This is a genomic window from Agrobacterium sp. YIC 4121, from assembly GCF_002008205.1.
GTDB classification, from domain to species: domain Bacteria; phylum Pseudomonadota; class Alphaproteobacteria; order Rhizobiales; family Rhizobiaceae; genus Agrobacterium; species Agrobacterium leguminum.
The window spans coordinates 1-22,441 of sequence record NZ_MRDI01000011.1 but is presented as its reverse complement, the minus strand read 5'-3'; the positions used below and the strand labels follow the sequence as shown (position 1 = coordinate 22,441).

General features: G+C 60.1%; 18 protein-coding genes. 12 read left to right on the top strand and 6 right to left on the bottom strand.

The genetic code is table 11. The features are described 5' to 3' along the window. Nucleotides 1–237 precede the first annotated feature (237 nt). From BTE54_RS12020 to BTE54_RS11985, 8 genes are all read left to right on the top strand, one after another. Nucleotides 238–2,700 carry a glycogen/starch/alpha-glucan phosphorylase gene (locus tag BTE54_RS12020; protein WP_078052613.1) on the top strand — a complete coding sequence of 821 codons (2,463 nt, stop codon included), beginning with the start codon at nucleotides 238–240 and terminating at the stop codon, nucleotides 2,698–2,700. Then, nucleotides 2,700–4,907 (top strand): 1,4-alpha-glucan branching protein GlgB, encoded by a 2,208-nt coding sequence (gene glgB / locus BTE54_RS12015; RefSeq protein ID WP_078052612.1) that lies wholly within the window; start codon nucleotides 2,700–2,702, stop codon nucleotides 4,905–4,907. Before BTE54_RS12020 ends, glgB begins: the two co-directional genes overlap by 1 nt. A gap of 21 nt (nucleotides 4,908–4,928) precedes the next feature. Further along, complete coding sequence (gene glgC, locus BTE54_RS12010) at nucleotides 4,929–6,191, top strand: glucose-1-phosphate adenylyltransferase (protein ID WP_003522150.1); 1,263 nt, start codon at nucleotides 4,929–4,931, stop codon at nucleotides 6,189–6,191. A 5-nt stretch (nucleotides 6,192–6,196) separates the two neighbouring features. After that, on the top strand, nucleotides 6,197–7,639 hold the full coding sequence (gene glgA / locus BTE54_RS12005) for a glycogen synthase GlgA (RefSeq protein WP_078052611.1): 1,443 nt from the start codon (nucleotides 6,197–6,199) through the stop codon (nucleotides 7,637–7,639). Between the two features lie 4 nt (nucleotides 7,640–7,643). Beyond that, nucleotides 7,644–9,272 (top strand): alpha-D-glucose phosphate-specific phosphoglucomutase, encoded by a 1,629-nt coding sequence (locus BTE54_RS12000; protein WP_078052610.1) that lies wholly within the window; start codon nucleotides 7,644–7,646, stop codon nucleotides 9,270–9,272. 295 nt (nucleotides 9,273–9,567) lie between these two features. Next, entirely contained in the window at nucleotides 9,568–11,523 is a 1,956-nt protein-coding gene (gene glgX, locus BTE54_RS11995) for a glycogen debranching protein GlgX (protein ID WP_078052609.1), read from the top strand. A gap of 54 nt (nucleotides 11,524–11,577) precedes the next feature. After that, a complete protein-coding gene (locus tag BTE54_RS11990) occupies nucleotides 11,578–12,066 on the top strand; it encodes a MaoC family dehydratase (RefSeq protein WP_020809754.1) in 489 nt (162 codons plus the stop codon). Nucleotides 12,067–12,089: 23 nt separating this feature from the next. Then, nucleotides 12,090–13,133, top strand: coding sequence for a DUF2332 domain-containing protein (locus tag BTE54_RS11985; RefSeq protein WP_078052608.1), 1,044 nt, complete (start codon nucleotides 12,090–12,092; stop codon nucleotides 13,131–13,133). Here BTE54_RS11985 and BTE54_RS11980 read toward each other — a convergent pair. Genes BTE54_RS11980 through BTE54_RS11960 form a run of 5 tightly spaced genes read right to left on the bottom strand, consistent with a single transcriptional unit; the run spans nucleotide 13,130 to nucleotide 18,623 of the window. After that, a complete protein-coding gene (locus tag BTE54_RS11980; protein WP_078052607.1) occupies nucleotides 13,130–13,684 on the bottom strand; it encodes a sarcosine oxidase subunit gamma in 555 nt (184 codons plus the stop codon). The genes BTE54_RS11985 and BTE54_RS11980 overlap by 4 nt on opposite strands. Then, entirely contained in the window at nucleotides 13,677–16,637 is a 2,961-nt protein-coding gene (locus BTE54_RS11975) for a sarcosine oxidase subunit alpha (protein WP_078052606.1), read from the bottom strand. Before BTE54_RS11975 ends, BTE54_RS11980 begins: the two co-directional genes overlap by 8 nt. Beyond that, nucleotides 16,634–16,948 (bottom strand): sarcosine oxidase subunit delta, encoded by a 315-nt coding sequence (locus tag BTE54_RS11970; RefSeq protein WP_003508553.1) that lies wholly within the window; start codon nucleotides 16,946–16,948, stop codon nucleotides 16,634–16,636. The genes BTE54_RS11975 and BTE54_RS11970 overlap by 4 nt, the downstream gene beginning before the upstream one ends. A gap of 11 nt (nucleotides 16,949–16,959) precedes the next feature. Beyond that, entirely contained in the window at nucleotides 16,960–17,370 is a 411-nt protein-coding gene (locus BTE54_RS11965; protein ID WP_161987979.1) for a hypothetical protein, read from the bottom strand. After that, nucleotides 17,370–18,623, bottom strand: a complete 1,254-nt coding sequence (locus BTE54_RS11960) for a sarcosine oxidase subunit beta family protein (protein WP_059756984.1) — start codon at nucleotides 18,621–18,623, stop codon at nucleotides 17,370–17,372. The genes BTE54_RS11965 and BTE54_RS11960 overlap by 1 nt, the downstream gene beginning before the upstream one ends. Before the next feature lie 316 nt (nucleotides 18,624–18,939). On the opposite strand from BTE54_RS11960, the gene rpsU reads away from it, so the two are divergent. Continuing rightward, nucleotides 18,940–19,167 carry a 30S ribosomal protein S21 gene (gene rpsU / locus BTE54_RS11955; RefSeq protein WP_003508541.1) on the top strand — a complete coding sequence of 76 codons (228 nt, stop codon included), beginning with the start codon at nucleotides 18,940–18,942 and terminating at the stop codon, nucleotides 19,165–19,167. 133 nt (nucleotides 19,168–19,300) lie between these two features. Next, a complete protein-coding gene (locus tag BTE54_RS11950) occupies nucleotides 19,301–20,197 on the top strand; it encodes a tetratricopeptide repeat protein (protein WP_003508539.1) in 897 nt (298 codons plus the stop codon). A gap of 71 nt (nucleotides 20,198–20,268) precedes the next feature. Here the strand turns inward: BTE54_RS11950 and BTE54_RS11945 are convergent, their stop codons facing one another. After that, the gene (locus BTE54_RS11945; protein WP_078052605.1) at nucleotides 20,269–20,535 is read right to left on the bottom strand and encodes a DUF6074 family protein; all 267 of its coding nucleotides are present in this window, start codon (nucleotides 20,533–20,535) and stop codon (nucleotides 20,269–20,271) included. A gap of 340 nt (nucleotides 20,536–20,875) precedes the next feature. Here BTE54_RS11945 and BTE54_RS11940 point away from each other — a divergent pair, with 340 nt between their 5' ends. Both BTE54_RS11940 and BTE54_RS11935 read left to right on the top strand, forming a co-directional pair. Then, complete coding sequence (locus BTE54_RS11940) at nucleotides 20,876–21,154, top strand: exopolysaccharide production repressor protein (protein WP_078052604.1); 279 nt, start codon at nucleotides 20,876–20,878, stop codon at nucleotides 21,152–21,154. Nucleotides 21,155–21,264: 110 nt separating this feature from the next. Beyond that, nucleotides 21,265–22,254 carry a glycosyltransferase family 2 protein gene (locus tag BTE54_RS11935; RefSeq protein WP_078052603.1) on the top strand — a complete coding sequence of 330 codons (990 nt, stop codon included), beginning with the start codon at nucleotides 21,265–21,267 and terminating at the stop codon, nucleotides 22,252–22,254. The last annotated feature ends 187 nt before the right edge of the window (nucleotides 22,255–22,441 follow it).

The following is a 22,441-nucleotide window of genomic DNA, read 5'->3' as shown; positions in this document are numbered from 1 at the left end:
CGGCATCGCAAGGACCAAGAAAATTCGCTGAAGAACGGCGCAGACAGGGCGATCAATGCCTTCGGCGATCCTTTGGGCGCCGAGAAAAACACTTATTTTTCATTGCGCTAAGCTGTTCAATTTTCCGAAAAAATTGCTGTTGCCACGCCTCCATATCGATGCATAAACTGGCATCAGTAAAGGCAAGCCGGATCAACCTCTCAGACCCTCTCCTCCCACCAAGGTGCTGACCGACCAATGATCAATAATCTTAACGCCGCCGATCTTCCCCGTCCCGCCCCGCGCAGTTCCAACCCGGAAATCATGGCGTCGGAAATCATCGAACGCCTCACCTACCGTATCGGTAAGGATGTCAAGGTTGCCAAGCCGCATGACTGGCTGACCGCAACCATCCTCGTCGTGCGCGACCGCATCATCGACAAGTGGATGGAATCCACCCGCAAGGCTTATGCCAATAATTCCAAGCGCGTTTATTATCTGTCGCTCGAATTCCTGATCGGCCGCCTGATGCGCGACGCCATCTCCAATATCGGCCTGATGCACGAAATCCGCGATGCCCTGTCCTCGCTCGGCGTCGATCTGGATGTCATCGCCGGGCTGGAGCCGGATGCGGCGCTCGGCAATGGCGGCCTCGGCCGGCTTGCGGCCTGTTTCATGGAATCCATGGCGACCGTCGACATTCCCGCCTATGGCTACGGCATCCGTTACGTGCATGGCCTCTTCCGCCAGCAGATGGCGGATGGCTGGCAGGTGGAACTGCCGGAAACCTGGCTGGCGCACGGCAACCCCTGGGAATTCGAGCGCCGCGAAAGCTCCTATGAGGTCGGCTTCGGCGGCTCGGTGGAAACCATCGGCGGTTATGAAGATCCGCAGCGTTTCGTCTGGAAACCGGCAGAACGCGTGATCGCCATGGCTTACGACACGCCGGTCGTCGGCTGGCGCGGCACCCGCGTCAATACGCTTCGCCTGTGGTCGGCGCAGCCTATCGACCCCATTCTGCTGGCCGCCTTCAATGCCGGCGACCATATCGGCGCATTGCGCGAAAGCAACAAGGCGGAAAGCCTGACGCGGGTTCTCTACCCCGCCGATGCGACGCCGGCCGGTCAGGAACTGCGCCTGCGCCAGGAGTTCTTCTTCTCCTCCGCCTCGCTGCAGGACATTCTGCGCCGCCATTTGCAGCAATATCCCGATTTCACCTCGCTGCCCGAGAAGGTCTCGATCCAGCTCAACGATACGCATCCGGCCATTTCCATCGCCGAAATGATGCGTCTTCTGTGCGATGTGCACGGGCTGGAATTCGAGGAAGCGTGGAAGATCACGCAGGGCACATTCTCCTATACCAACCACACGCTTCTGCCGGAGGCGCTGGAAAGCTGGCCGGTGCCGCTGCTCGAGCGTCTTCTGCCAAGACATATGCAGATCGTCTATGCGATCAACGCCAACACGCTGGTCTACGCCCGCAAGGAAAAGAAGATGGCGGATCAGCAGATCCGTTCGATCTCACTGATCGATGAAGGCGGCGAACGTCGCGTGCGCATGGGCAACCTCGCTTTCATCGGCTCGCATTCCATCAACGGCGTTTCCGCCCTTCATACCGACCTGATGAAGGAAACGGTCTTTGCCGACCTGCATAGCCTTTATCCTGAGCGCATCAACAACAAGACCAATGGCATCACACCGCGCCGCTGGCTGATGCAGTGCAATCCGGGCCTCACCAGCCTGCTGCGCGAAGCAATCGGCGACGATTTCCTCGACGATGCGGAAAAGCTGACAGCACTTGACCGTTTCGCCGACGATGCCGGGTTCCGCGAGAAGTTTGCCGAGGTAAAGCGTCTGAACAAGGTGCGGCTTGCCAATACTGTCGCGCAGCGCATGGGCATCCGCGTCGATCCCTCGGCCATGTTCGACATCCAGATCAAGCGTATCCATGAATATAAGCGTCAGCTTCTGAACCTCGTGGAAACGGTCGCGCTTTACGATCAGATCCGTTCTCACCCGGAACTGGATTGGGTGCCGCGCGTTAAGTTCTTCGCAGGCAAGGCGGCGCCGAGTTATCACAACGCGAAGCTGATCATAAAGCTTGCCAACGATATTGCCCGGGTCATCAACAACGATCCGGCCGTGCGCGGGCTTCTGAAAGTGGTGTTTGTTCCGAACTATAACGTCTCGCTTGCGGAAATCATGGTTCCCGCCGCCGACCTTTCCGAACAGATATCGACGGCCGGCATGGAAGCTTCCGGCACCGGCAACATGAAATTCGCACTCAACGGCGCGCTCACCATCGGCACGCTCGATGGCGCCAACGTCGAAATGCGCGATCATGTCGGCGCGGAGAATATCGTCATCTTCGGAATGACGGCGGATGAAGTGGCCAAGGCGCGCGCCGAAGGCCACAATCCCCGCGCGATTATCGAAGGATCGGCCGAGCTGTCGCAGGCGCTGTCTTCCATCGCCTCCGGCGTGTTCTCGCCGGATGACCGCTCCCGTTTCGCCGGCCTGATCGACGGTATCTACAACAGCGACTGGTTCATGGTCGCCGCCGACTTCGACGCCTATGCCAATGCGCAGCGCGAGGTGGACGCGATCTGGAGCGATCCGGACAGCTGGTATGCCAAGACAGTGCGCAACACGGCGCGCATGGGCTGGTTCTCGTCCGACCGGACAATCCGCCAATATGCCACCGAGATCTGGAGAGCCTGATGAAAAAACCGCTCAATTCGGCCGAAGAGAAAAAGACTGGCGACATCACGAAGGCTGAAATCGAGGCGATCAAGAGCGGTTTGCATTCCAATCCCTTTGCCCTTCTCGGCGTTCACGAAACGCCGGAAGGGTTTTCCGCCCGCTGTTTCATTCCCGGCGCCGAGGAGGTTTCCGTCCTGACGCTGGACGGAAATTTCGTGGGCGAATTGAAGCGGCTCGATCCGGACGGTTTTTTCGAAGGCCGGATCGATCTTTCGAAGCGCCAGCCGGTGCGGTATCGCGCCAGCCGCGACGATGCCGAATGGGCGGTGACCGACCCCTACAGCTTCGGCCCGGTTCTCGGCCCCATGGACGATTATTTCGTCCGCGAAGGATCGCATCTGAGGCTCTTCGACAGGATGGGCGCGCATCCGCTGAAGCTCGAGGGCGTCGAAGGCTTCCACTTCGCCGTCTGGGCTCCCAATGCGCGGCGCGTTTCCGTCGTCGGCGATTTCAACAATTGGGATGGCCGCCGGCATGTCATGCGGTTCCGCAAGGATACCGGCATCTGGGAAATCTTCGCGCCTGACGTCTATGCCGGCTGTGCCTACAAGTTCGAAATCCTCGGCGCAAACGGCGAGCTTCTGCCCCTCAAAGCCGACCCCTATGCGCGGCGCGCCGAGTTGCGGCCGAAGAACGCCTCCGTTACCGCACCGGAACTTACCCAGAAATGGGAAGACCAGGCCCACCGGGAACATTGGGCGCAGGTGGACCAGCGCCGCCAGCCGATCAGCATTTACGAAGTGCATGCCGGCTCCTGGCGGCGGCGCGAGGACGGCACGTTCCTGAGCTGGGACGAACTGGCCGCCCAGCTCATTCCCTATTGCACGGATATGGGCTTCACCCATATCGAGTTCCTGCCCATCACCGAACATCCCTATGACCCTTCCTGGGGTTACCAGACGACCGGGCTTTATGCGCCGTCCGCCCGTTTCGGCGATCCGGAGGGCTTTGCGCGTTTCGTCAATGGCGCTCACAAGGTCGGCATCGGCATCTTGCTCGATTGGGTTCCGGCGCATTTTCCAACCGACGAGCACGGCTTGCGCTGGTTCGACGGAACGGCGCTTTACGAACATGCCGATCCGCGTCAGGGTTTTCACCCCGACTGGAACACGGCCATCTATAATTTCGGCCGCATCGAGGTGATGTCCTACCTCATCAACAACGCACTTTATTGGGCCGAAAAATTCCATCTCGACGGCCTGCGCGTCGATGCCGTCGCCTCGATGCTCTATCTCGATTATTCCCGCAAGGAAGGCGAGTGGATCCCCAACGAATATGGCGGGCGGGAAAATCTCGAATCCGTCCGCTTCCTGCAGAAGATGAATTCCCTCGTCTACGGCACCCATCCGGGCGTCATGACCATTGCCGAGGAATCCACCTCCTGGCCGAAAGTGTCGCAGCCCGTCCACGAAGGCGGCCTCGGCTTCGGCTTCAAATGGAATATGGGCTTCATGCACGATACGCTGAGTTATTTCTCGCGCGAGCCGGTGCATCGCAAGTTCCACCATCAGGAGCTGACCTTCGGCCTGCTTTACGCCTTCAGCGAAAATTTCGTGCTGCCGCTTTCCCATGACGAGGTGGTGCACGGCAAGGGATCGCTGATCGCCAAGATGTCCGGCGACGACTGGCAGAAATTCGCCAATCTGCGGTCCTATTACGCCTTCATGTGGGGCTATCCCGGCAAGAAGCTGCTGTTCATGGGGCAGGAATTCGCACAATGGAGCGAATGGAGCGAAAAGGGCTCGCTCGACTGGAACCTGCGCCAATATCCGATGCATGAGGGCATGCGCCGCCTCGTGCGCGATCTCAACCTCACCTACCGTTCAAAACCCGCTTTGCACGCCCGCGACTGCGAACAGGAAGGTTTCCGCTGGCTTGTGGTGGATGACCACGACAATTCCGTCTTCGCCTGGCTGCGCATGGCGCCGGGTGAAAAGCCGGTGGCGGTCATCTGCAATCTCACGCCGGTCTATCGGGAAAACTATTATGTGCCGCTTCCGCTTGCGGGGCGGTGGAGGGAGATTCTCAACACCGACGCCGAAATTTATGGCGGCAGCGGCAAGGGAAATGGCGGACGCGTTCAGGCGGTCGATGCCGGGGGAGACATCGGGACAATGCTCGTCCTGCCGCCACTCGCAACGATCATGCTCGAGCCGGAAAACTGACAGACAGAGAGGGAGGACACCATGTCGGAAAAAAGAGTTCAGCCTTTGGCACGCGATGCAATGGCCTATGTCCTCGCAGGCGGCAGAGGAAGCCGCCTGAAGGAATTGACGGACCGCCGGGCAAAACCCGCCGTCTATTTCGGCGGCAAGGCGCGCATCATTGATTTCGCGCTCTCCAACGCGCTCAATTCCGGCATTCGCCGCATCGGCGTCGCCACGCAATACAAGGCGCATTCCCTCATTCGGCACCTGCAGCGCGGCTGGGACTTCTTCCGTCCCGAGCGTAACGAAAGCTTCGATATTCTGCCGGCCTCCCAGCGCGTTTCCGAAACGCAATGGTATGAAGGCACGGCCGACGCCGTCTACCAGAACATCGACATCATCGAGCCCTATGCGCCGGAATATATGGTCATCCTCGCCGGCGACCATATTTACAAAATGGACTATGAATACATGCTGCAGCAGCATGTCGATTCCGGCGCCGACGTGACGATCGGATGCCTTGAAGTGCCGCGCATGGAAGCGACCGGCTTCGGCGTGATGCATGTGAATGAAAAAGACGAAATCATCGATTTCATTGAAAAACCGGCCGATCCGCCGGGCATTCCGGGCAATGAAGGATTCGCGCTCGCCTCCATGGGCATCTATGTCTTCCACACGAAATTCCTGATGGAAGCCCTGCGCCGCGACGCCGCCGACCCGACTTCCAGCCGCGACTTCGGCAAGGACATCATTCCCTATATCGTCGAACACGGCAAAGCTGTCGCCCATCGCTTCGCCGATAGTTGCGTTCGTTCGGATTTCGAGCATGGCCCTTACTGGCGCGATGTCGGCACCATCGACGCCTATTGGCAGGCCAATATCGACCTGACGGATGTGGTGCCGGACCTCGATATCTACGACAAGTCCTGGCCGATCTGGACCTATGCGGAAATCACCCCGCCGGCGAAATTCGTGCACGATGACGAGAATCGCCGCGGCTCGGCCGTGTCTTCGGTCGTCTCCGGCGATTGCATCATTTCCGGCGCCTCCCTGCAGCGCAGCCTGCTGTTTACCGGGGTGCGCGCAAATTCATACTCCCGCCTTGAGAATGCCGTAGTACTGCCGAGTGTGAAGATCGGGCGTCACGCCCAGCTCAGCAATGTCGTCATCGACCATGGCGTGGTCATTCCGGAAGGACTGATTGTAGGAGAAGACCCAGAACTGGATGCCAAACGTTTCCGCCGCACCGAAAACGGCATCTGCCTTATCACCCAATCGATGATCGACAAGCTGGACCTGTAGAGCCCATGAATGTCCTTTCGGTTTCATCCGAAATCTATCCCCTGATCAAGACCGGAGGGCTCGCCGACGTTGCCGGCGCGCTCCCCATAGCGCTGGAAGCCCATGGCGTCACGACGCGCACATTGATACCCGGATATCCGGCGGTGAAAGCCGCCGTGACGGACCCCGTCAAATGTTTCGAATTTACCGATCTGCTCGGCGAAAAAGCCGATGTGCTCGAAGTGCGGCATGAGGGGCTCGACCTCCTCATTCTCGATGCGCCCGCCTATTACGAGCGCTCCGGCGGCCCCTATCTCGACCAGACCGGCAAGGATTACCCTGACAACTGGAAGCGTTTCGCGGCGCTCTCGCTGGCTGCGGCCCGCATTGCCGCCGGCGCGCTTCCCGGCTGGCGGCCGGATATGGTGCATGCCCATGACTGGCAGGCCGCCATGGCGCCGGTCTATATGCGTTATGCCGAAACGCCGGAGATTCCGAGCCTTCTCACCATCCACAACATCGCTTTTCAGGGCCAGTTCGGCGCGAATATCTTCAGCAAGCTTGCATTACCCGCCCATGCCTTCGGCATGGAGGGCATCGAATATTACAACGATGTGAGCTTCCTGAAGGGCGGGCTGCAGACGGCAACGGCGCTCAGCACCGTCAGCCCGTCCTATGCCGAGGAAATCCTCACCCCGCAATTCGGCATGGGCCTGCACGGCGTCATCGGCAGCCGCGCCCATGTGTTGCACGGCATCGTCAACGGCATCGATGCCGATGTCTGGAACCCGGCGACGGACCATCTGATCCACGACAATTATTCGGCCACCAATCTCAAGAACCGCGCGCTGAACAAGAAGGCTGTCGCCGAACATTTCCGCATCGACGATGATGACAGCCCGCTTTTCTGCATCATCTCCCGCCTCACCTGGCAGAAGGGCATCGACCTCATGGCGGAAGCCGTGGACGAGATCGTTTCCCTCGGCGGCCGTCTGGTGGTGCTGGGCGCCGGCGAAGTGGCGCTGGAAGGCGCGCTTCTGGCGGCGGCATCCCGCCACCATGGCCGCGTCGGCGTTGCTGTCGGTTACAACGAGCCGCTGTCGCATCTGATGCAGGCGGGCTGCGATGCGATCATCATTCCCTCGCGTTTCGAACCCTGCGGCCTCACCCAGCTTTATGCGCTACGCTATGGCTGCATTCCGGTCGTCGCCCGCACCGGCGGCCTTGCCGACACGGTGATCGACGCCAACCACGCCGCCATCGCCAATAAATCGGCGACCGGCGTGCAGTTTTCACCCGTTACGCTCGATGGTCTGAAACAGGCGATCCGCCGGACCGTCCGTTATTACCACGACCCGAAACTATGGACACAAATGCAGAAACTCGGAATGAAATCCGATGTTTCCTGGGAAAAGAGCGCCGGTCTTTACGCCGCGCTTTACAGCCAGCTTATTTCGAAAGGCCATTGAAACAATGATCAAGACCGTTCAGACGAAGCCCTATCAGGACCAGAAGCCGGGCACATCCGGCCTGCGCAAGAAGGTGCCAGTCTTCGCACAGGAAAATTACGCCGAGAATTTCATCCAGTCGATCTTCGACGCGCTTGAGGGCTTTCAGGGCCAGACGCTGGTGATCGGCGGCGACGGCCGTTATTACAACCGCGAAGTCATCCAGAAGGCGATCAAAATGGCCGCCGCTGCCGGTTTCGGCAAGGTTCTGGTCGGTCAGGGTGGCATTCTCTCGACGCCTGCCGCCTCCAACGTCATCCGCAAATACAAGGCGTTTGGCGGCATCGTGCTTTCCGCCAGCCACAATCCCGGCGGCCCGAACGAAGATTTCGGCATCAAATACAATATCGGCAATGGCGGCCCCGCACCGGAAAAGATCACCGATGCGATCTATGCCCGCTCGAAGGTCATCGACAGCTACAAGATTTCCGACGCCGCCGATATCGATCTCGACAAGGTGGGCAGCTTCAAGGTGGACGAACTGACGGTCGAGGTGATCGATCCGGTTGCCGATTACGCCGCCCTGATGGAAGAACTGTTCGATTTCGCCGCCATCCGCGCGCTGATCGCCGGCGGTTTCAAGGTCGTGGTCGATTCCATGAGCGCCGTCACCGGGCCCTATGCCGTGGAAATCATCGAAAAGCGCCTCGGCGCGCCGAAGGGCTCCGTCCGCAACGCAACGCCGCTGCCGGATTTCGGCGGCCATCATCCCGACCCGAACCTTGTCCACGCCAAGGAGCTTTATGACGACGTCATGAGCCCGGAAGGCCCCGATTTCGGCGCGGCCTCCGATGGCGATGGCGACCGCAACATGGTGGTCGGCAAGGGCATGTTCGTCACCCCGTCCGACAGCCTCGCCATCATCGCGGCCAATGCCAAACTGGCCCCGGGTTATGCCGCCGGCATTTCCGGCATTGCCCGTTCGATGCCGACGAGTGCGGCAGCGGACCGTGTGGCCGAAAAGCTTGGCCTTGGCATGTATGAAACGCCGACCGGCTGGAAATTCTTTGGCAATCTCATGGATGCCGGCAAGGTGACGATCTGCGGCGAAGAAAGCTTCGGCACCGGCTCCAACCATGTGCGCGAAAAGGACGGCCTATGGGCCGTGCTCTACTGGCTGAACATTGTCGCCGCGCGCAAGGAAAGCGTGAAGGACATCGTCACAAAACACTGGGCCGAATATGGCCGCAACTATTATTCCCGCCATGACTATGAGGAAGTGGATTCGGACGCCGCCAACACGCTGGTCGCAACCCTGCGCGAAAAACTCGCCACGCTTCCCGGCACCAGCTACGGCAATCTGAAGGTCGCGGCGGCGGATGATTTTGCCTATCACGATCCTGTCGATCAGTCGGTCAGCAAAAATCAGGGCATCCGCATCCTGTTCGAAGGCGGTTCGCGCATCGTGCTGCGCCTTTCCGGCACGGGTACTGCGGGCGCCACACTTCGCCTTTATGTCGAGCGATACGAGGCGGATGCAGCCCGTCACGGCATCGAAACGCAGGAGGCGCTTGCCGACCTGATTTCCGTTGCCGATACGATCGCCGGCATCAAGGCCCATACCGGCCGTAGCGAGCCGAGCGTTATTACCTGAGGGTTTTGTTCAGTTGCTGGAGAGGCGCAGAATCGAAAAGACGGGAGGCGGCCACAAGGACGTCTGAGAAGTAGCAGACCTCTCTCCAAACTCGACGTCATCCTCGGCCTTGTGCCGAGGATCTGCCAACGCATCGTCCAATCAATGCGTAGCAGATGCTCGGGACAGGCCGAGCATGACGGAGGAGAGGTTTTGGGTTCGCCATCGATCACAGGCGGACGCATACCCGCCTTCCATTAACGGCCACCTTCTACCCTTACGAAGAAGAAACAACTATCCCCCGGAGAGACAGACCATGCAGACACCTTCCGTTTTCCCCAAAGGCGCAATCCAGACGGAAAACGGAACGGAATTCACGGTCTATTCCCGGCACGCCTCGCAGGTCGATCTCTGCCTTTTCGATGCTAACGGCGAGAAAGAAACGGCGCGTTTGCCGATGGCGCGCGGTGAAGATGACGTTCACCGGTTGACCGTCTCCGATGCCGGCCCCGGCACGCGATACGGCTTTCGCGCTCACGGCATTTACGCTCCCGAACACGGCCTCTGGTTCGATCCTGCAAAGCTGCTGCTCGACCCCTATGCCACGGAGATCGACCGCCCCTTCCGGCACGATCCCGCACTTTACGCCTTTGGTGCGGAGACCGGCGGGATCATGCCGAAAGCGATTCTTTCTCAGCATGAGCCGATCAGGCGTCAACCGCCGCTTTTTGCCGAAGGCGGGCTGATTTACGAACTCGCCGTCAAATCCTTCACCCGGCTGCATCCTGAAGTGCCGGAAGAGATCAGGGGCACCGTTGCCGCACTTGCCCATCCCGCCATTATCGCGCACCTGAAAAAAATCGGCGTCGATGCGGTGGAGTTAATGCCGATCACCGCATGGATCGACGAGCGCCACCTGCCGCCGCTCGGCCTTTCCAATGCCTGGGGTTATAATCCCGTCGGTTTCATGGCGCTCGATCCGCGCCTCTGCCCCGGCGGCGTGCGGGAGTTGCGCGACACGATTGCGGCGCTGCATGCGCAAGGCATCGGCGTCATTCTCGATCTGGTCTTCAACCATACGGGCGAAAGCGATATCGAAGGTTCGATCCTGTCGTTGCGCGGGCTCGACAACCTCACCGCCTTCCGCCACCCGCCGGGAAAGCCGGGCGTGCTGGTCAACGATACCGGCACCGGCAATACGGTCGCCTGCGATCATCCCTATATTCGCCAGCTCATCGTCGATTCTCTCAGGCATTTCGTTCTGAATGCCGGCGTGGATGGCTTCCGTTTCGACCTCGCGCCCGTACTCGGGCGAACGGCCAATGGCTTCGACATGGCAAGCGAAACGCTCGCGGCCATGCATTCGGACCCGGCACTTTATGACCGCCTGCTGATCGCCGAACCATGGGATATCGGCCCCGGCGGATATCAGCTCGGCAATTTCCCCGAGAGCTTTCTGGAGTGGAACGACCGCGCCCGCGACGATATGCGCCGCTTCTGGCGCGGCGACGCCAGCACCACCGGGGCGCTGGCAGATGCGCTTTCCGGGTCTTCGCCGATCTTTTCCCGCCATGGCCGCTTAAACAGCCGCAGCGTCAATTTTCTCGCCGCCCATGACGGTTTCACCCTGTTCGATCTCGTCAGCCACGAACACAAGCACAATGAGAAAAACGGCGAGAACAATCGCGACGGCCACAATGAAAACCACTCCTGGAACAATGGTTTCGAAGGCCTGACGGATGATCCTGCCATTGTCGCCGCCCGCATTGCGGATGTGAAGGCGCTGCTTTCCACCCTGTTCGTCAGCCGCGGCGTCTTGATGTTGACCGCCGGCGATGAGGGCGGCCGCAGCCAGCATGGCAACAACAACGCCTATTGTCAGGACAATGACATCACCTGGGTCGACTGGTCTTCGCTTGTGCCCGAACTGATCGATCACACGGCATTTCTCGCAGCGCTTCGCAAACGCTTCGGCGTCTTTTCCGAGACCGGCTTCTTTTCCGGCAGCGGCGATGTGACATGGCTTGCCCCGGGCGGGGAGCCCATGACGATTGCGGACTGGGAAAGCCCGAATGGACCCGCCTTCGCCATGGTGCTTTCAACGTCTGACCGCGAAACGGGCGTCGAGGTCGAGCTTGCGGTTCTCATCAATCGCGGTCGCGAGATCGTTCCTTTCACGCTGCCCGGCGATGGCTGGCATGCGATCGGCACGGATTTCGGCAATCCCGCCTTCCTGCCCGCCCGTTCCGTGGTGTTTTATCTGCGCAGTTGATCCCTTCGCGTCGCCAGCCGTATAAGTCCCTGGAAACAATGCGGACGAGGTAACATGACAAAAGAAATTGCGCTGGCGGAGATGAAAAATCTGGTCGGCACGGAAATGGGTGTCTCCGACTGGATCACCGTCGATCAGACGATGATTGACGCCTTCGGAAAGGCGACGCTGGACGAACAGTTCATCCACACCGACCCGGAACGCGCCAAAGCGGAAAGCCCCTTTGGCGGCACCATCGCACATGGATTCCTGACGCTGTCTCTGCTTTCGGCGCTGAATTACGATGCCCTGCCCCGCATCCGCGAACAGACCATGGGCATCAATTACGGCTTCGATGCGGTTCGTTTCGTTACGCCGGTCAAAAGCGGTGCGCGGGTGCGCGGCCGCTTCACGCTGGCGGAGGCGCGTTTTCGCGGCGCTGCCATGTTGATGACGACCTATGACGTGACGGTGGACATCGAAAACGAGAAAAAGCCGGCGCTTACCGCCCGCTGGACCACCATCAGCCAGTTCAACCCGGAGGACAGGCCGGAAGACGCCTGAAACTGCCGCAAGGGAGAGACCGCATGCATGACGAAGCCGTAAAGAATGCGTTTCTCGTGCAGGCAAGAGCCTGCGACAGCCTCGGCTCGCCCTTTACCGCACGGCTCTGCCGCGCCATGGCAGGAAGACTCGACCGCCATACCGAGGTGGGCGAGCGGATCTTGTCCTGGCCCGGCGATGTCGGCCCCTCGGGCGATTCCGTTCCCCTGCGGCTGGCGGGCGCCCTGCATGCGCTCGCCATCGAGGAAAAGATCGCGCCGCTTGCCGATATCCCGCCGGAAGACGAAGAAGCGCTCTGGCAGGCCTGCGCCAGCGCCCTGCGTTTTCATTCCGCCTTCATCCTCGAAAGATTGAAATCGCCGCCGCAAACCAACGAGGTTCGCCGTTCCGCCGTTCTGCTGCCGGGCTTTCTTTCGATTGCGGCACTGACCGGCAAGCCGCTGGTGCTTTCCGAAGTCGGAGCCAGCGCGGGCCTCAACCTGCAATTCGACCGTTACCGATATCGCCTCGGCGATCTCGCCTGGGGTGAGCAATCCGATGTTTTCCTGTCACCGGAATGGCGCGGCGACACGCCCGCCCATGAGCGGATCGAGGTTATCGAGCGCGCCGGCTGCGATCTCAACCCGCTCGACCCGTCATCCGCGGAAGATCGCCTGCGGCTGATGTCCTATGTCTGGGCCGACCAGACAGACAGGCTGGAGCGAACCGCCGCCGCCCTGCGGATAGGCGTGGAACATGGTCTGCATGTCGAGAAGGCGGACGCGGTCGACTGGCTGAAATGCCGCCTTGCCACGCAATATGCGGGTGCTGTCCACGTCGTCTATCACTCAGTCGCCTGGCAATATCTGCCCGATGGACTGAAACAGGAAGGCGAGGCTGTGATTGCCGACGCTGGAACCCGCGCCACGCCGGATGCCCCGTTTGCCCGGCTGCAAATGGAGGCGGATGCGACGCCGGGCAGCGCCGCCATTACCCTGCAGATCTGGCCGACCGGCGAGAAACAGGAAATCGGCCGGGCCGATTTCCATGGGCGATGGGTCGAATGGCGGGGCTGGATGGCGGGTTAAACCGCCACGTCCTCAGCCGCCTCCTGCAACAGCCCGCCGACATATTCGGCAAAGGAACGCCAGCATTCCACCCGGAACGTATCGTCCGCCGTGCGCAGCAGCACCACTTCCGCCTTGCCGAAAACGGTGCGCGAGCACGCGCCGACCGGGAACTTTGCGAGAGAAAGATCCTGCGGGCAACCGGCATTGAGTGCCGCTTCCGCACCGGCACCGGAGACGATGACGGCCGTATTGCGGTGGGAAACATCGGTTGCAGAAAACAGGCCGGAAACGCCGGCGAGAGCCGCCATCAGGTCGCTCTCGCCCTGATCGATCACCAGCCATTCATCCGGGCCGAGCCACAAAGCGGACCGCAGGCCCGAGGTGACGGAGCTTTTCGGGCGGGCCGGCAGGGCTAGACCGAGCGCTTCCGAAAGTGCCGGCAGGGCGCTTTCCCGGGCGCGCAGCGAGAGCCGCGAGGCGGAAGCAGCGGGTTTCAGCGAAACAAAGGGAGAGCCGCCGTGAAAATCCTCGAGCACAGATTTGCGTTTTGCGTGAAGTTTGTCAGCCATTGAGACGGGCTCCTTCCTTGTCGAGGAAGACCATGTCGGTCACTTCGACGGCAATGGTTTTATCGGCGAGCGGAATATAGAGCGTTTCGCCCATGCGCGCCCTGCCATCCGCCACCAGCGCGAAAGCGATGGAATGGCCGAGATTTTCCGACCAGTAGGCGGAGGTGACATGGCCGAGCATGGTCATGGGTTTCGGCTGGTTCGGATCGACAACGATCTGGCCGCCCTCGTCCGGAACGGTCAGCCGGTCTTTCGTCTTCAGCCCGACAAGCTGTTTGCGGCCGGAGCGCGTGAGATCGGCGCGTTTCAGACCGCGAATGCCGACGAAATCCGTCTTCTTTTTGGAAACGGCCCAGGCAAGCCCGGCATCGTCTGGCGTCACCGTTCCGTCCGTATCCTGCCCGACGATGATATAGCCCTTTTCCGCACGCAGAATGTGCATGGTCTCGGTGCCATAAAGGCAGCCGCCGACGGCTTCGGCCCTTTCGCGGATCGCCGACCAGACGGCCGCGCCGTAATCGGCCGGAACGTTGATTTCGAAACCGAGTTCGCCGGTGAATGACACGCGGAAGAGCCGCGTCGGCACACCGCAGAAGGTGCCTTCGGCCACCGCCATATGCGGGAAGGCCTCCGGCGAGAGATCGATGCCCTCGACGAAGGGCGCGATAACCTCGCGCGCCTTTGGCCCCTGCACGGCAATCACGGCCCATTGTTCGGTGGCCGAGGTGAGCCAGACATTGAGATCGGGGAATTCGGTCTGGAGATAATCTTCCATGTGCTGGAGAACGCGCGGCGCGCCGCCCGTGGTGGTCGTCACATGGAAACGGTCTTCGGCAAGACGCCCGACGACGCCGTCGTCGTAAACGAAACCGTCTTCGCGGGTCATGATGCCGTAACGGCAACGGCCGGGTTTCAGCGTGTCCCAGGCATTGGTGTAGATGAGGTTCAGGAACTTCGCCGCATCCGGGCCGACCACTTCGATCTTGCCGAGTGTGGAGGCATCGAACACGCCGACGCTTGTCCGAACCGTCTTGCATTCGCGGTTGATCGCCTCACGCATGTCCTCGCCCGCACGCGGGAAAAACCAGGCGCGCTTCCAGTTGCCGACATCCTCGAACACCGCACCTGCAGCCAGCTCTTCCTCGTGCATCGGCGTCTTGCGGGCCGGGTCGAACAGCGCGCCGCGCGAATGGTTGATGAGCGTGCCGAAGGTGACCGGCGTATAGGGCTGACGGAAGGTGGTGAGACCGACCTTGGGCAAATCCCGGCCAAGCGCCTCCGATGCGATGGCAAGGCCGTGCATATTGGACATCTTGCCCTGATCGGACGCCATGCCATTGGTGGTGAAGCGCTTGATATGCTCGACGGAATGCATGCCTTCTCGGACGGCAAGGCGGATATCCTTGGCGCAGACATCGTGCTGGAAATCGATGAAGGCCTTGACGCCGGTTCCCTCACCCGCGCCTTCGGCCGCACCGATCATGCCACCGGTCCAAATCCTTGCATTCTCACCGGAAAACTCCACGCCGCCGCCACCGGCAGCCGCAGCCTCGGCGATCAACGCGGAAAGATCGTCCGTGCCGTTGCAGGCGCCGATGGAAACACCGTTCTGCACATGGATATCTGGCAGGAAACGCTGGTTAGCCGCGTCAAACTTCAGCTTGCCGCGCGATTGCGAGAAGAGATGCACTGATGGCGTCCATCCGGCCGAAACCACCAGCGCATCGATGGCGATCTTGCGCTTGTTGGAACCGCCATTGCGGCCAACTGTCATGGAAGACACACGCAGGCGGCCGGCGGTATTGTAAACGCTATGGCCCGCCAGCACTTCGATGCCGAGCGCCCGCGCCTCATCCAGCAGGCGCTGATCCGGGTTCTCGCGGCAATCGACGATGGCGGCGATTTTCACCCCGGCCTTCTTCAGATCGAAGGCCGTCTCATAGGCCGAATCATGGGCGGTGTAGACCCCGACATTTTGACCCACGGCGACGCCGTAATGGTTGAGATAGGTACGTGCGGCCGAGGCCAGCATGATGCCGGGGCGGTCATTATTGGCAAAGACCATGTGACGTTCGATCGCACCCGCCGCCAGCACGACCTTTTTGGCGCGCACCTGCCACAGCCGCTCGCGCGGCTGGTGTCTGGCGGGCGTGGCGAGATGATCGGTCACCCGCTCGGCCAGCGCCACGAAATTGTGGTTGTAATAACCAAAAGCGGTGGTGCGGGTCAGAACCCGCACATTGGGCAGGGACTTCAGTTCGGCAAAAACCTTCTGCGCCCATTCGTAACCGGGCAGACCGTCAATGACAGTACCAGTGTCGAAACGCAGCGCGCCGCCGACTTCGGCATTTTCATCGACCAGAATGACGCTGGCGCCGGTTTTCGCGGCAGCAAGCGCCGCCGTCAGACCGGCAACGCCGGCACCGGCCACCAGCACGTCGCAATGGGCATAACGACCGGAATAATGATCCGCATCCGGCTCGCTCGGCGCCCTGCCGAGACCGGCGGCGCGGCGGATCAGCGGTTCGTAAATCCTGTGCCAGGCGGCCTTCGGCCACATGAAGGTCTTATAATAAAAACCGGCCGCGAACATCGGCGACAGGAGATCGTTGATGGCGCTCAGATCGAAGGATAGCGACGGAAAGCGGTTCTGCGAGGCGATGATCGCGCCGTCGAACACTTCCTGCACCGTGGCACGCACATTGGGCTGCTTGCGCAGACTGTCGCGGGAAACGTCGATCAGCGCATTCGGCTCTTCCGGCCCGGCGGAAAGGAAGCCGCGCGGCCGGTGATATTTGAACGAGCGGCCGATCAGATGCACGCCATTGGCCAGAAGCGCGGAGGCGACCGTGTCCCCCTCCAGCGCCTGATAAATCTTGCCATCGAAGGTGAAGCGCGCGGTTCTGGCCGGGGTGAGACGACCGGCCCCCTTGATACGATAATCGCCGCTCATTGCCCGGCTCCCTTTTCTGCGGAAAGGACCGTCTCAGTATCGGGTTTCGGCTCACCCGCCTTGTAGGTCATCAGGAATTTGTCGCTGACCGAATCGCGGGCGGCGTTGAAGAAGCGGCCGCAGCCGTGAATGTGACGCCAGCGCTCGAAAACGAGGCCCTTGTCATTGTCGCGAATGAAGAAATATTCGGCGAAGGCCTCGTCGGAAATATCGGCGATGTTTTCCGGCCGGGCGATATGGGCTTCGCCCGCCCAGCGGAATTCCAGTTCGGAACGGTCTTCCCCGCAATAGGGGCAATGGATCAGAAGCATCGTCGCTCCACCTAGAGAGAATTTTCCGGAAGGATCGTTCCGGCGGGTTGGTCACACAGCCGCTTTCCCATGGCTACGAAAGGGGAAAGCCGCTTTAAAAGCTGCTCGAAATTATCGAAAGGGCGTAGCGCCGAGGCCCGGCCCATATTGACGATGGCAACCGCCATCATGTCGGTGTCGATCGCGAAGGGGTAATCCTGCCCGCCATCCTCCTTCTCACCGACAAAATAAACCATCTTGTTCGCGAGACTTGGAGCGCAGAGAAGCAGGCCTTTTTCCGCCATGAAGGGCCAGTCTTTCTCACCCTGCATCTTCGCAATCTTCTGGCTGCGAAAATCCCTGGCCTCGGGAATGACGCTGCCGACGGGCACGGGCACGGCCGCGCCTGATATGTTGATCGCAAGCATGGCCGCCGCCAGCATCAATGCGCCACCGCGGCAGCGGCAGCCTCATCGATAAGACGGCCGGTACGGAACCGGTCGAGCGTCAGCCCCGCCGCCAGACGATGCGGTTCACCCCGCGCGATGAGATGCGCGAAAAGATTGGCCGAACCCGGCGTCGCCTTGAAGCCGCCCGTGCCCCAGCCGCAATTGACGAAGAGGTTCTGCACCGGCGTCACGCTCTGGATCGCGGAGCGGTCAGGCGTGTTGTCGGTAATGCCGCCCCATTGGCGCATCATCTTGACGCGGCGGAAGATCGGGAATAGCTCGCAGATCGCGTCGAGTGTGTGGGTGATGATCTGCAGGCCGCCGGTCTGGGAATAGGAGTTATATTGATCGGTGCCCGCGCCGATGACCAGCTCGCCCTTGTCGGATTGCGAAATATAGGCGTGGACCGTGTTGGACATCACCACGCAGGGGAAAATCGGCTTCAGCGGCTCCGAAACCAGCGCCTGCAGCGGGTTGGAATGCAGCGGAACGCGCACATCCGCCATTTTCATGATGACGGAGGAATGACCGGCAGCGGAAACGCCGATCTTCTTCGCACCGATGAAACCGCGATTGGTTTCCACACCCGTCACCGCCCCGTCCGGCCCACGGCGGATGCCCGTAACCTCGCAATTCTGGATGATGTGCACGCCGCGGTCGGAGGCCGCGCGGGCATAACCCCAGGCCACCGCATCGTGGCGCGCCGTACCGCCGCGGCGCTGGAGGGCAGCGCCGTTGATCGGATAACGCGCATTGCCTGATATATCGAGCGGCGGGCAATAGGCTTTCGCCTGCTCCGGCGTCAGCCACTCATTGTCGATGCCGTAAAGACGGTTGGCATTGATATGGCGGCTGAAGGACTGCCGGTCATGAATATTGTGCGACAGCATCATCACGCCGCGCGCCGAATACATGACGTTGTAATTGAGATCCTGGCTCAGGCCTTCCCACAGTTTCAGGGAATGCTCGTAAATATCCATGCTCTCTTCATAGAGATAGTTGGAGCGGATGATGGTGGTGTTGCGGCCGGTATTGCCGCCGCCAAGCCAGCCTTTTTCCAGAACCGCGACATTGGTAATGCCGTGTTCCTTGGCAAGATAATAGGCAGCCCCCAGCCCATGGCCGCCGCCGCCGATGATGATGACATCGTAATCCTTGCGCGGCTCGGGCGAGGCCCATTGCGCATCCCACCCCTTATGACCCCTGAGCGCCTCACGCGCCACGGCAAAAACGGAATATTTGCGCATTCGCAATCTGCTCCTCAAGAACCGGCCAGAAGCCGGAAACATGGCTCCGGCCCTTATCATACACATGGCAAATCGGGATGGGAGGCAATATCCATTTTGCGACGCCGCAATGATTTTGTTTCGACATCGCAGGCAGAATTCCGGGCAAGCCGCATTTTGCTGGGTGATTATGCGCTACCGGCTGGACTTGGCTCAAATGATCTGTTATTGCACGTCACCAATCGCCCGGCTCGACAGCCGAACGAACGATTTTTTATTTGCGTGCGAATGCCTTATTCACATAGCAAATTAACCAAACCAAAGGAACGGGATTCACGTGCAGGTACTAGTCCGCGACAATAACGTTGATCAGGCGCTCCGCGCCCTGAAGAAAAAGATGCAGCGCGAAGGCATTTTCCGTGAAATGAAAATGCGCGATTACTACGAAAAGCCCTCCCAGAAGCGCGCTCGCGAAAAGGCTGAAGCCGTTCGCCGCGTTCGCAAGCTGGCACGCAAGCGTGCACAGCGCGAAGGTCTGGTTGCAGGCCCCCGCGCAGGCCGTTAATAGGCCGTCTTTTGGACGTTTTTGAATGCTTGTTGGGCGGGGGCGATCAATTCGCCGCCGCTCTTTGTGTTTGTGGCCGGAGAACGCTCTTGAAAACGACCGTGAGACCGGCCTGCGAGGGAACCCACACCGAATGATCGCTGTCGACGCCTGTGTTGTGAAAAACTCCGATGCCTCAACGCGCCGGGTGCCATTGAAAAACAACAGAGGGTTCCGCGCTTCTCTGGTCGTCTGTACCGTCCTTGCCGGTCTTTCCGGCTGCGCGACATCCAACCAGACGGAAGATGTGTTCAGGATCGACCGTGCCCAGGGTTCGCAGGAAAACATCGCCTCGCTTACCTCGGTCATCAACGCCAATCCGCAGGATCCCGAAGGCTATAACGTCCGCGGTTCGGCTTACGGCCGCGCCGGCGATTCGCGCCGCGCCATCGAGGATTTCAACAAGGCGCTGCAGCTCAACCCGCGCTTTTATCAGGCCTATGCCAACCGCGCGCTGGTCTATCGCAACTCCGGGCAGCAGCAGCAGGCCCTGCAGGACTACAACGCCGCCCTGCAAATCAATCCGAGCTACGATGTGGCGCTGATCGGCCGCGGCAATCTTTACCGCCAGTCCGGGCGTGTGAACGAAGCCTTCAACGATTTCTCCCGCGCCATCGAGCTTGAAACCACCGATGGACGCGCCTGGCACAATCGCGGCCTGATCTACCAGCTGCGCAACCAGCATGCCCAGGCCATCGAGGACTTCTCCAAGGCAATCTCGCTGTCGTCGACCTCGCCGGAACCCTATAACGGCCGCGGCCTTTCCTATGTCGCCTTGAACGACGATGAGAACGCCTTTGCCGATTTCAACCACGCCATTTCGCTGGATGGCAATGTGGCGGAATCCTGGGCCAACCAGGCGCTTGTTTATGAGCGTCGCGGCGAGATGGCCAAGGCCGCCAAGTCCTATGGACATGCCGCCCGGCTCGACCCGAAATACAAGCCCGCACTCGACGGCGTTGCCCGCACACGCGGCGCCGGCGCTTCCTGATCAAACGGGCATGAACAAAAAAGCCGGCAGGTTTGACACCTGCCGGCTTTTTTATGGAAAACGCTGAGGCCTCAATGGCTGTCGCGGCGTGCCTCTGGCGCGGCATCGCCCGCCCACAATTCAGCCTGCACGGCGTTTTGAAATTCCATGACCTCGCGCCGCATGGCGGCGTCCTCATAGCCAAGCGCCATCAGACGGGCGGCCAGTTCACGGCACTCCCTGCGCCAGAAATCATTCGCCTCCACACCATGCAGCCGGTCGAGCATGGTTGCACATCTTTTTACGTCGGCAATACGGTTCTTTGCCGGAAAGGCGATTACTTCTGAACTCGTTGTCACGCGGGCACCTTGCTCTTGCTGAGGAATCAATACCGACTTTTTAAAGGCGAGATGGTTAACGAAGTCTGCAGAGGGCGTAAGACAGCCGACAATGGCCGCAAGAGAACGATTTTATGTCTCTAAAAAGCAGGAAATCGCCTGGTAAGGCAGCCCCGATTGGGGGAAGTCATCGATTACCGAGGAATTTACCAATCAAGATTACCGAAATTTCATGCCGCAACCGTTAGAAGAAGTATATGTGTGTTGAAACAGCACCGGTCTCATCGTATATTTCTTGCAAAGAAGAAAAATGCCGCAGCGCAGTCAAAAATGGAGAAATCGTTCTCGGGAGGAGAGCACCATGTATGCACCTCGTGTTTTTTTCAGCATGATCGGTGCATTGCTTACCTTTGCGGTTGCGACATATTTCATCCACGGCTCGTTCTACACGGCATTCATCCAGACCCTCATCTGCGCGGTCATTCTGCAAGTCGGTTATTTCATTGGGATTCTCGTTCTGGTCGCCCGGGAAAAGCGGCGGATACGCGAAACCTTCGCGCGGGATCGTGGCGCCGAGGCAATGCAGGCGGACGCCGTAAAAAGCCCGCCGCCGCACGGTGCGAAACTGACCGATATGTGAGCTTTCACGCAGCTTCATTTATTGCGTCGCAAAAAAATCGCTTGCATCCACACCCGTGACACTTTCTGCTGGCCAAATCCTGACGGTTGGTCAAAGCAGAAGGACAATCCATGGTGAGCGGTTCACAGCCCATTTGCGTCATCATCGCTGCGAAAAATGCATCCGAAACAATCGATGTCGCCATACGTTCCGCCCTTGTGGAGCCGGAGGTCGGCGAAGTGGTGGTGATCGACGATGGTTCCACCGACACGACGAGCGATGTGGCGCATGCGGCGGATGACGGCACGGGCCGTCTGCGGGTCGTGCGATTCGAGGTCAACCGAGGCCCTTCGGCTGCGCGCAACCACGCCATCTCGATTTCATCCGCGCCGCTCATCAGCATTCTCGATGCGGACGACTTCTTTTTCCGCGGCCGTTTTGCCGCCATGCTGGCCGACGATGACTGGGATCTGGTGGCCGACAATATCGCCTTCATCCAGCAATCGGTCCCCGGCGCATCCTCCATGCAGCCGGCGCGCTTCGAACCGCAGGCGCGGTTTCTGTCGCTGACGGAATTCGTGGAAGGCAATATTTCCAGGCCCGGCGTTGAACGCGGGGAAACCGGGTTTCTGAAGCCAGTCATACGCCGCGCTTTTCTCGACAAACACGCACTGCGTTACGATGACGGCCTGCGGCTCGGCGAAGATTACGAGCTTTACGTGCGGGCGCTGGCCGCCGGCGCGCGTTACAAGGTCATACGTCATTGCGGTTACGGCGCGATCGTGCGCGGCAACTCGCTGAGCGGCCGCCATCGCACCGAAGATCTTCGCCGCTTATATGAGGCGGATAAGGCCATTCTCGCCGGCTGCCGGCTTTCGGCAGAGGAAACGGCGATCCTGCGCGAACATGAAAAACACATCCGCGCCAAATTCGAGCTTCGCCATTTTCTCGATGCGAAAAAGCAGAAGGGCATGGGCGGCGCGCTGAGCCATGCCCTTGCGCGGCTCCCCGCCCTTCCCGCCATCACGCGCGGCATCTGGAGCGACAAGACCGCCCGATTCCGGAAATCGCCGCCGGTGCGGGATGTGCGTTATCTGCTGGACGGTACGCCGGTTTCGTAGGGGAAAAGACGACCTGCGCCAATTCCTCGCCGTCATCCTCGGGCTTGGCTTGTCCCGAGGATCTACTCACGTATCGTATGATCGGTCGGTTGCAGATCCTCGGGCCTGTCCCACTACTGTCCGGTTTAAATTTGCGGCCATTGGAAGGCCATCTGGTTTTGGTTTGTGGGTTTGTCTGGTGGCGGGT

What these genes read in the sequence shown, in the direction of transcription:
- BTE54_RS12020 (WP_078052613.1), top strand. Translation starts at nt 238, where the DNA reads ATGATCAATAATCTTAACGCCGCCGATCTTCCCCGTCCCGCCCCGCGC.
- glgB (WP_078052612.1), top strand. Translation starts at nt 2,700, where the DNA reads ATGAAAAAACCGCTCAATTCGGCCGAAGAGAAAAAGACTGGCGACATC.
- glgC (WP_003522150.1), top strand. Translation starts at nt 4,929, where the DNA reads ATGTCGGAAAAAAGAGTTCAGCCTTTGGCACGCGATGCAATGGCCTAT.
- glgA (WP_078052611.1), top strand. Translation starts at nt 6,197, where the DNA reads ATGAATGTCCTTTCGGTTTCATCCGAAATCTATCCCCTGATCAAGACC.
- BTE54_RS12000 (WP_078052610.1), top strand. Translation starts at nt 7,644, where the DNA reads ATGATCAAGACCGTTCAGACGAAGCCCTATCAGGACCAGAAGCCGGGC.
- glgX (WP_078052609.1), top strand. Translation starts at nt 9,568, where the DNA reads ATGCAGACACCTTCCGTTTTCCCCAAAGGCGCAATCCAGACGGAAAAC.
- BTE54_RS11990 (WP_020809754.1), top strand. Translation starts at nt 11,578, where the DNA reads ATGACAAAAGAAATTGCGCTGGCGGAGATGAAAAATCTGGTCGGCACG.
- BTE54_RS11985 (WP_078052608.1), top strand. Translation starts at nt 12,090, where the DNA reads ATGCATGACGAAGCCGTAAAGAATGCGTTTCTCGTGCAGGCAAGAGCC.
- BTE54_RS11980 (WP_078052607.1), bottom strand. Translation starts at nt 13,684, where the DNA reads ATGGCTGACAAACTTCACGCAAAACGCAAATCTGTGCTCGAGGATTTT.
- BTE54_RS11975 (WP_078052606.1), bottom strand. Translation starts at nt 16,637, where the DNA reads ATGAGCGGCGATTATCGTATCAAGGGGGCCGGTCGTCTCACCCCGGCC.
- BTE54_RS11970 (WP_003508553.1), bottom strand. Translation starts at nt 16,948, where the DNA reads ATGCTTCTGATCCATTGCCCCTATTGCGGGGAAGACCGTTCCGAACTG.
- BTE54_RS11965 (WP_161987979.1), bottom strand. Translation starts at nt 17,370, where the DNA reads ATGCTGGCGGCGGCCATGCTTGCGATCAACATATCAGGCGCGGCCGTG.
- BTE54_RS11960 (WP_059756984.1), bottom strand. Translation starts at nt 18,623, where the DNA reads ATGCGCAAATATTCCGTTTTTGCCGTGGCGCGTGAGGCGCTCAGGGGT.
- BTE54_RS11950 (WP_003508539.1), top strand. Translation starts at nt 19,301, where the DNA reads ATGATCGCTGTCGACGCCTGTGTTGTGAAAAACTCCGATGCCTCAACG.
- BTE54_RS11940 (WP_078052604.1), top strand. Translation starts at nt 20,876, where the DNA reads ATGTATGCACCTCGTGTTTTTTTCAGCATGATCGGTGCATTGCTTACC.
- BTE54_RS11935 (WP_078052603.1), top strand. Translation starts at nt 21,265, where the DNA reads ATGGTGAGCGGTTCACAGCCCATTTGCGTCATCATCGCTGCGAAAAAT.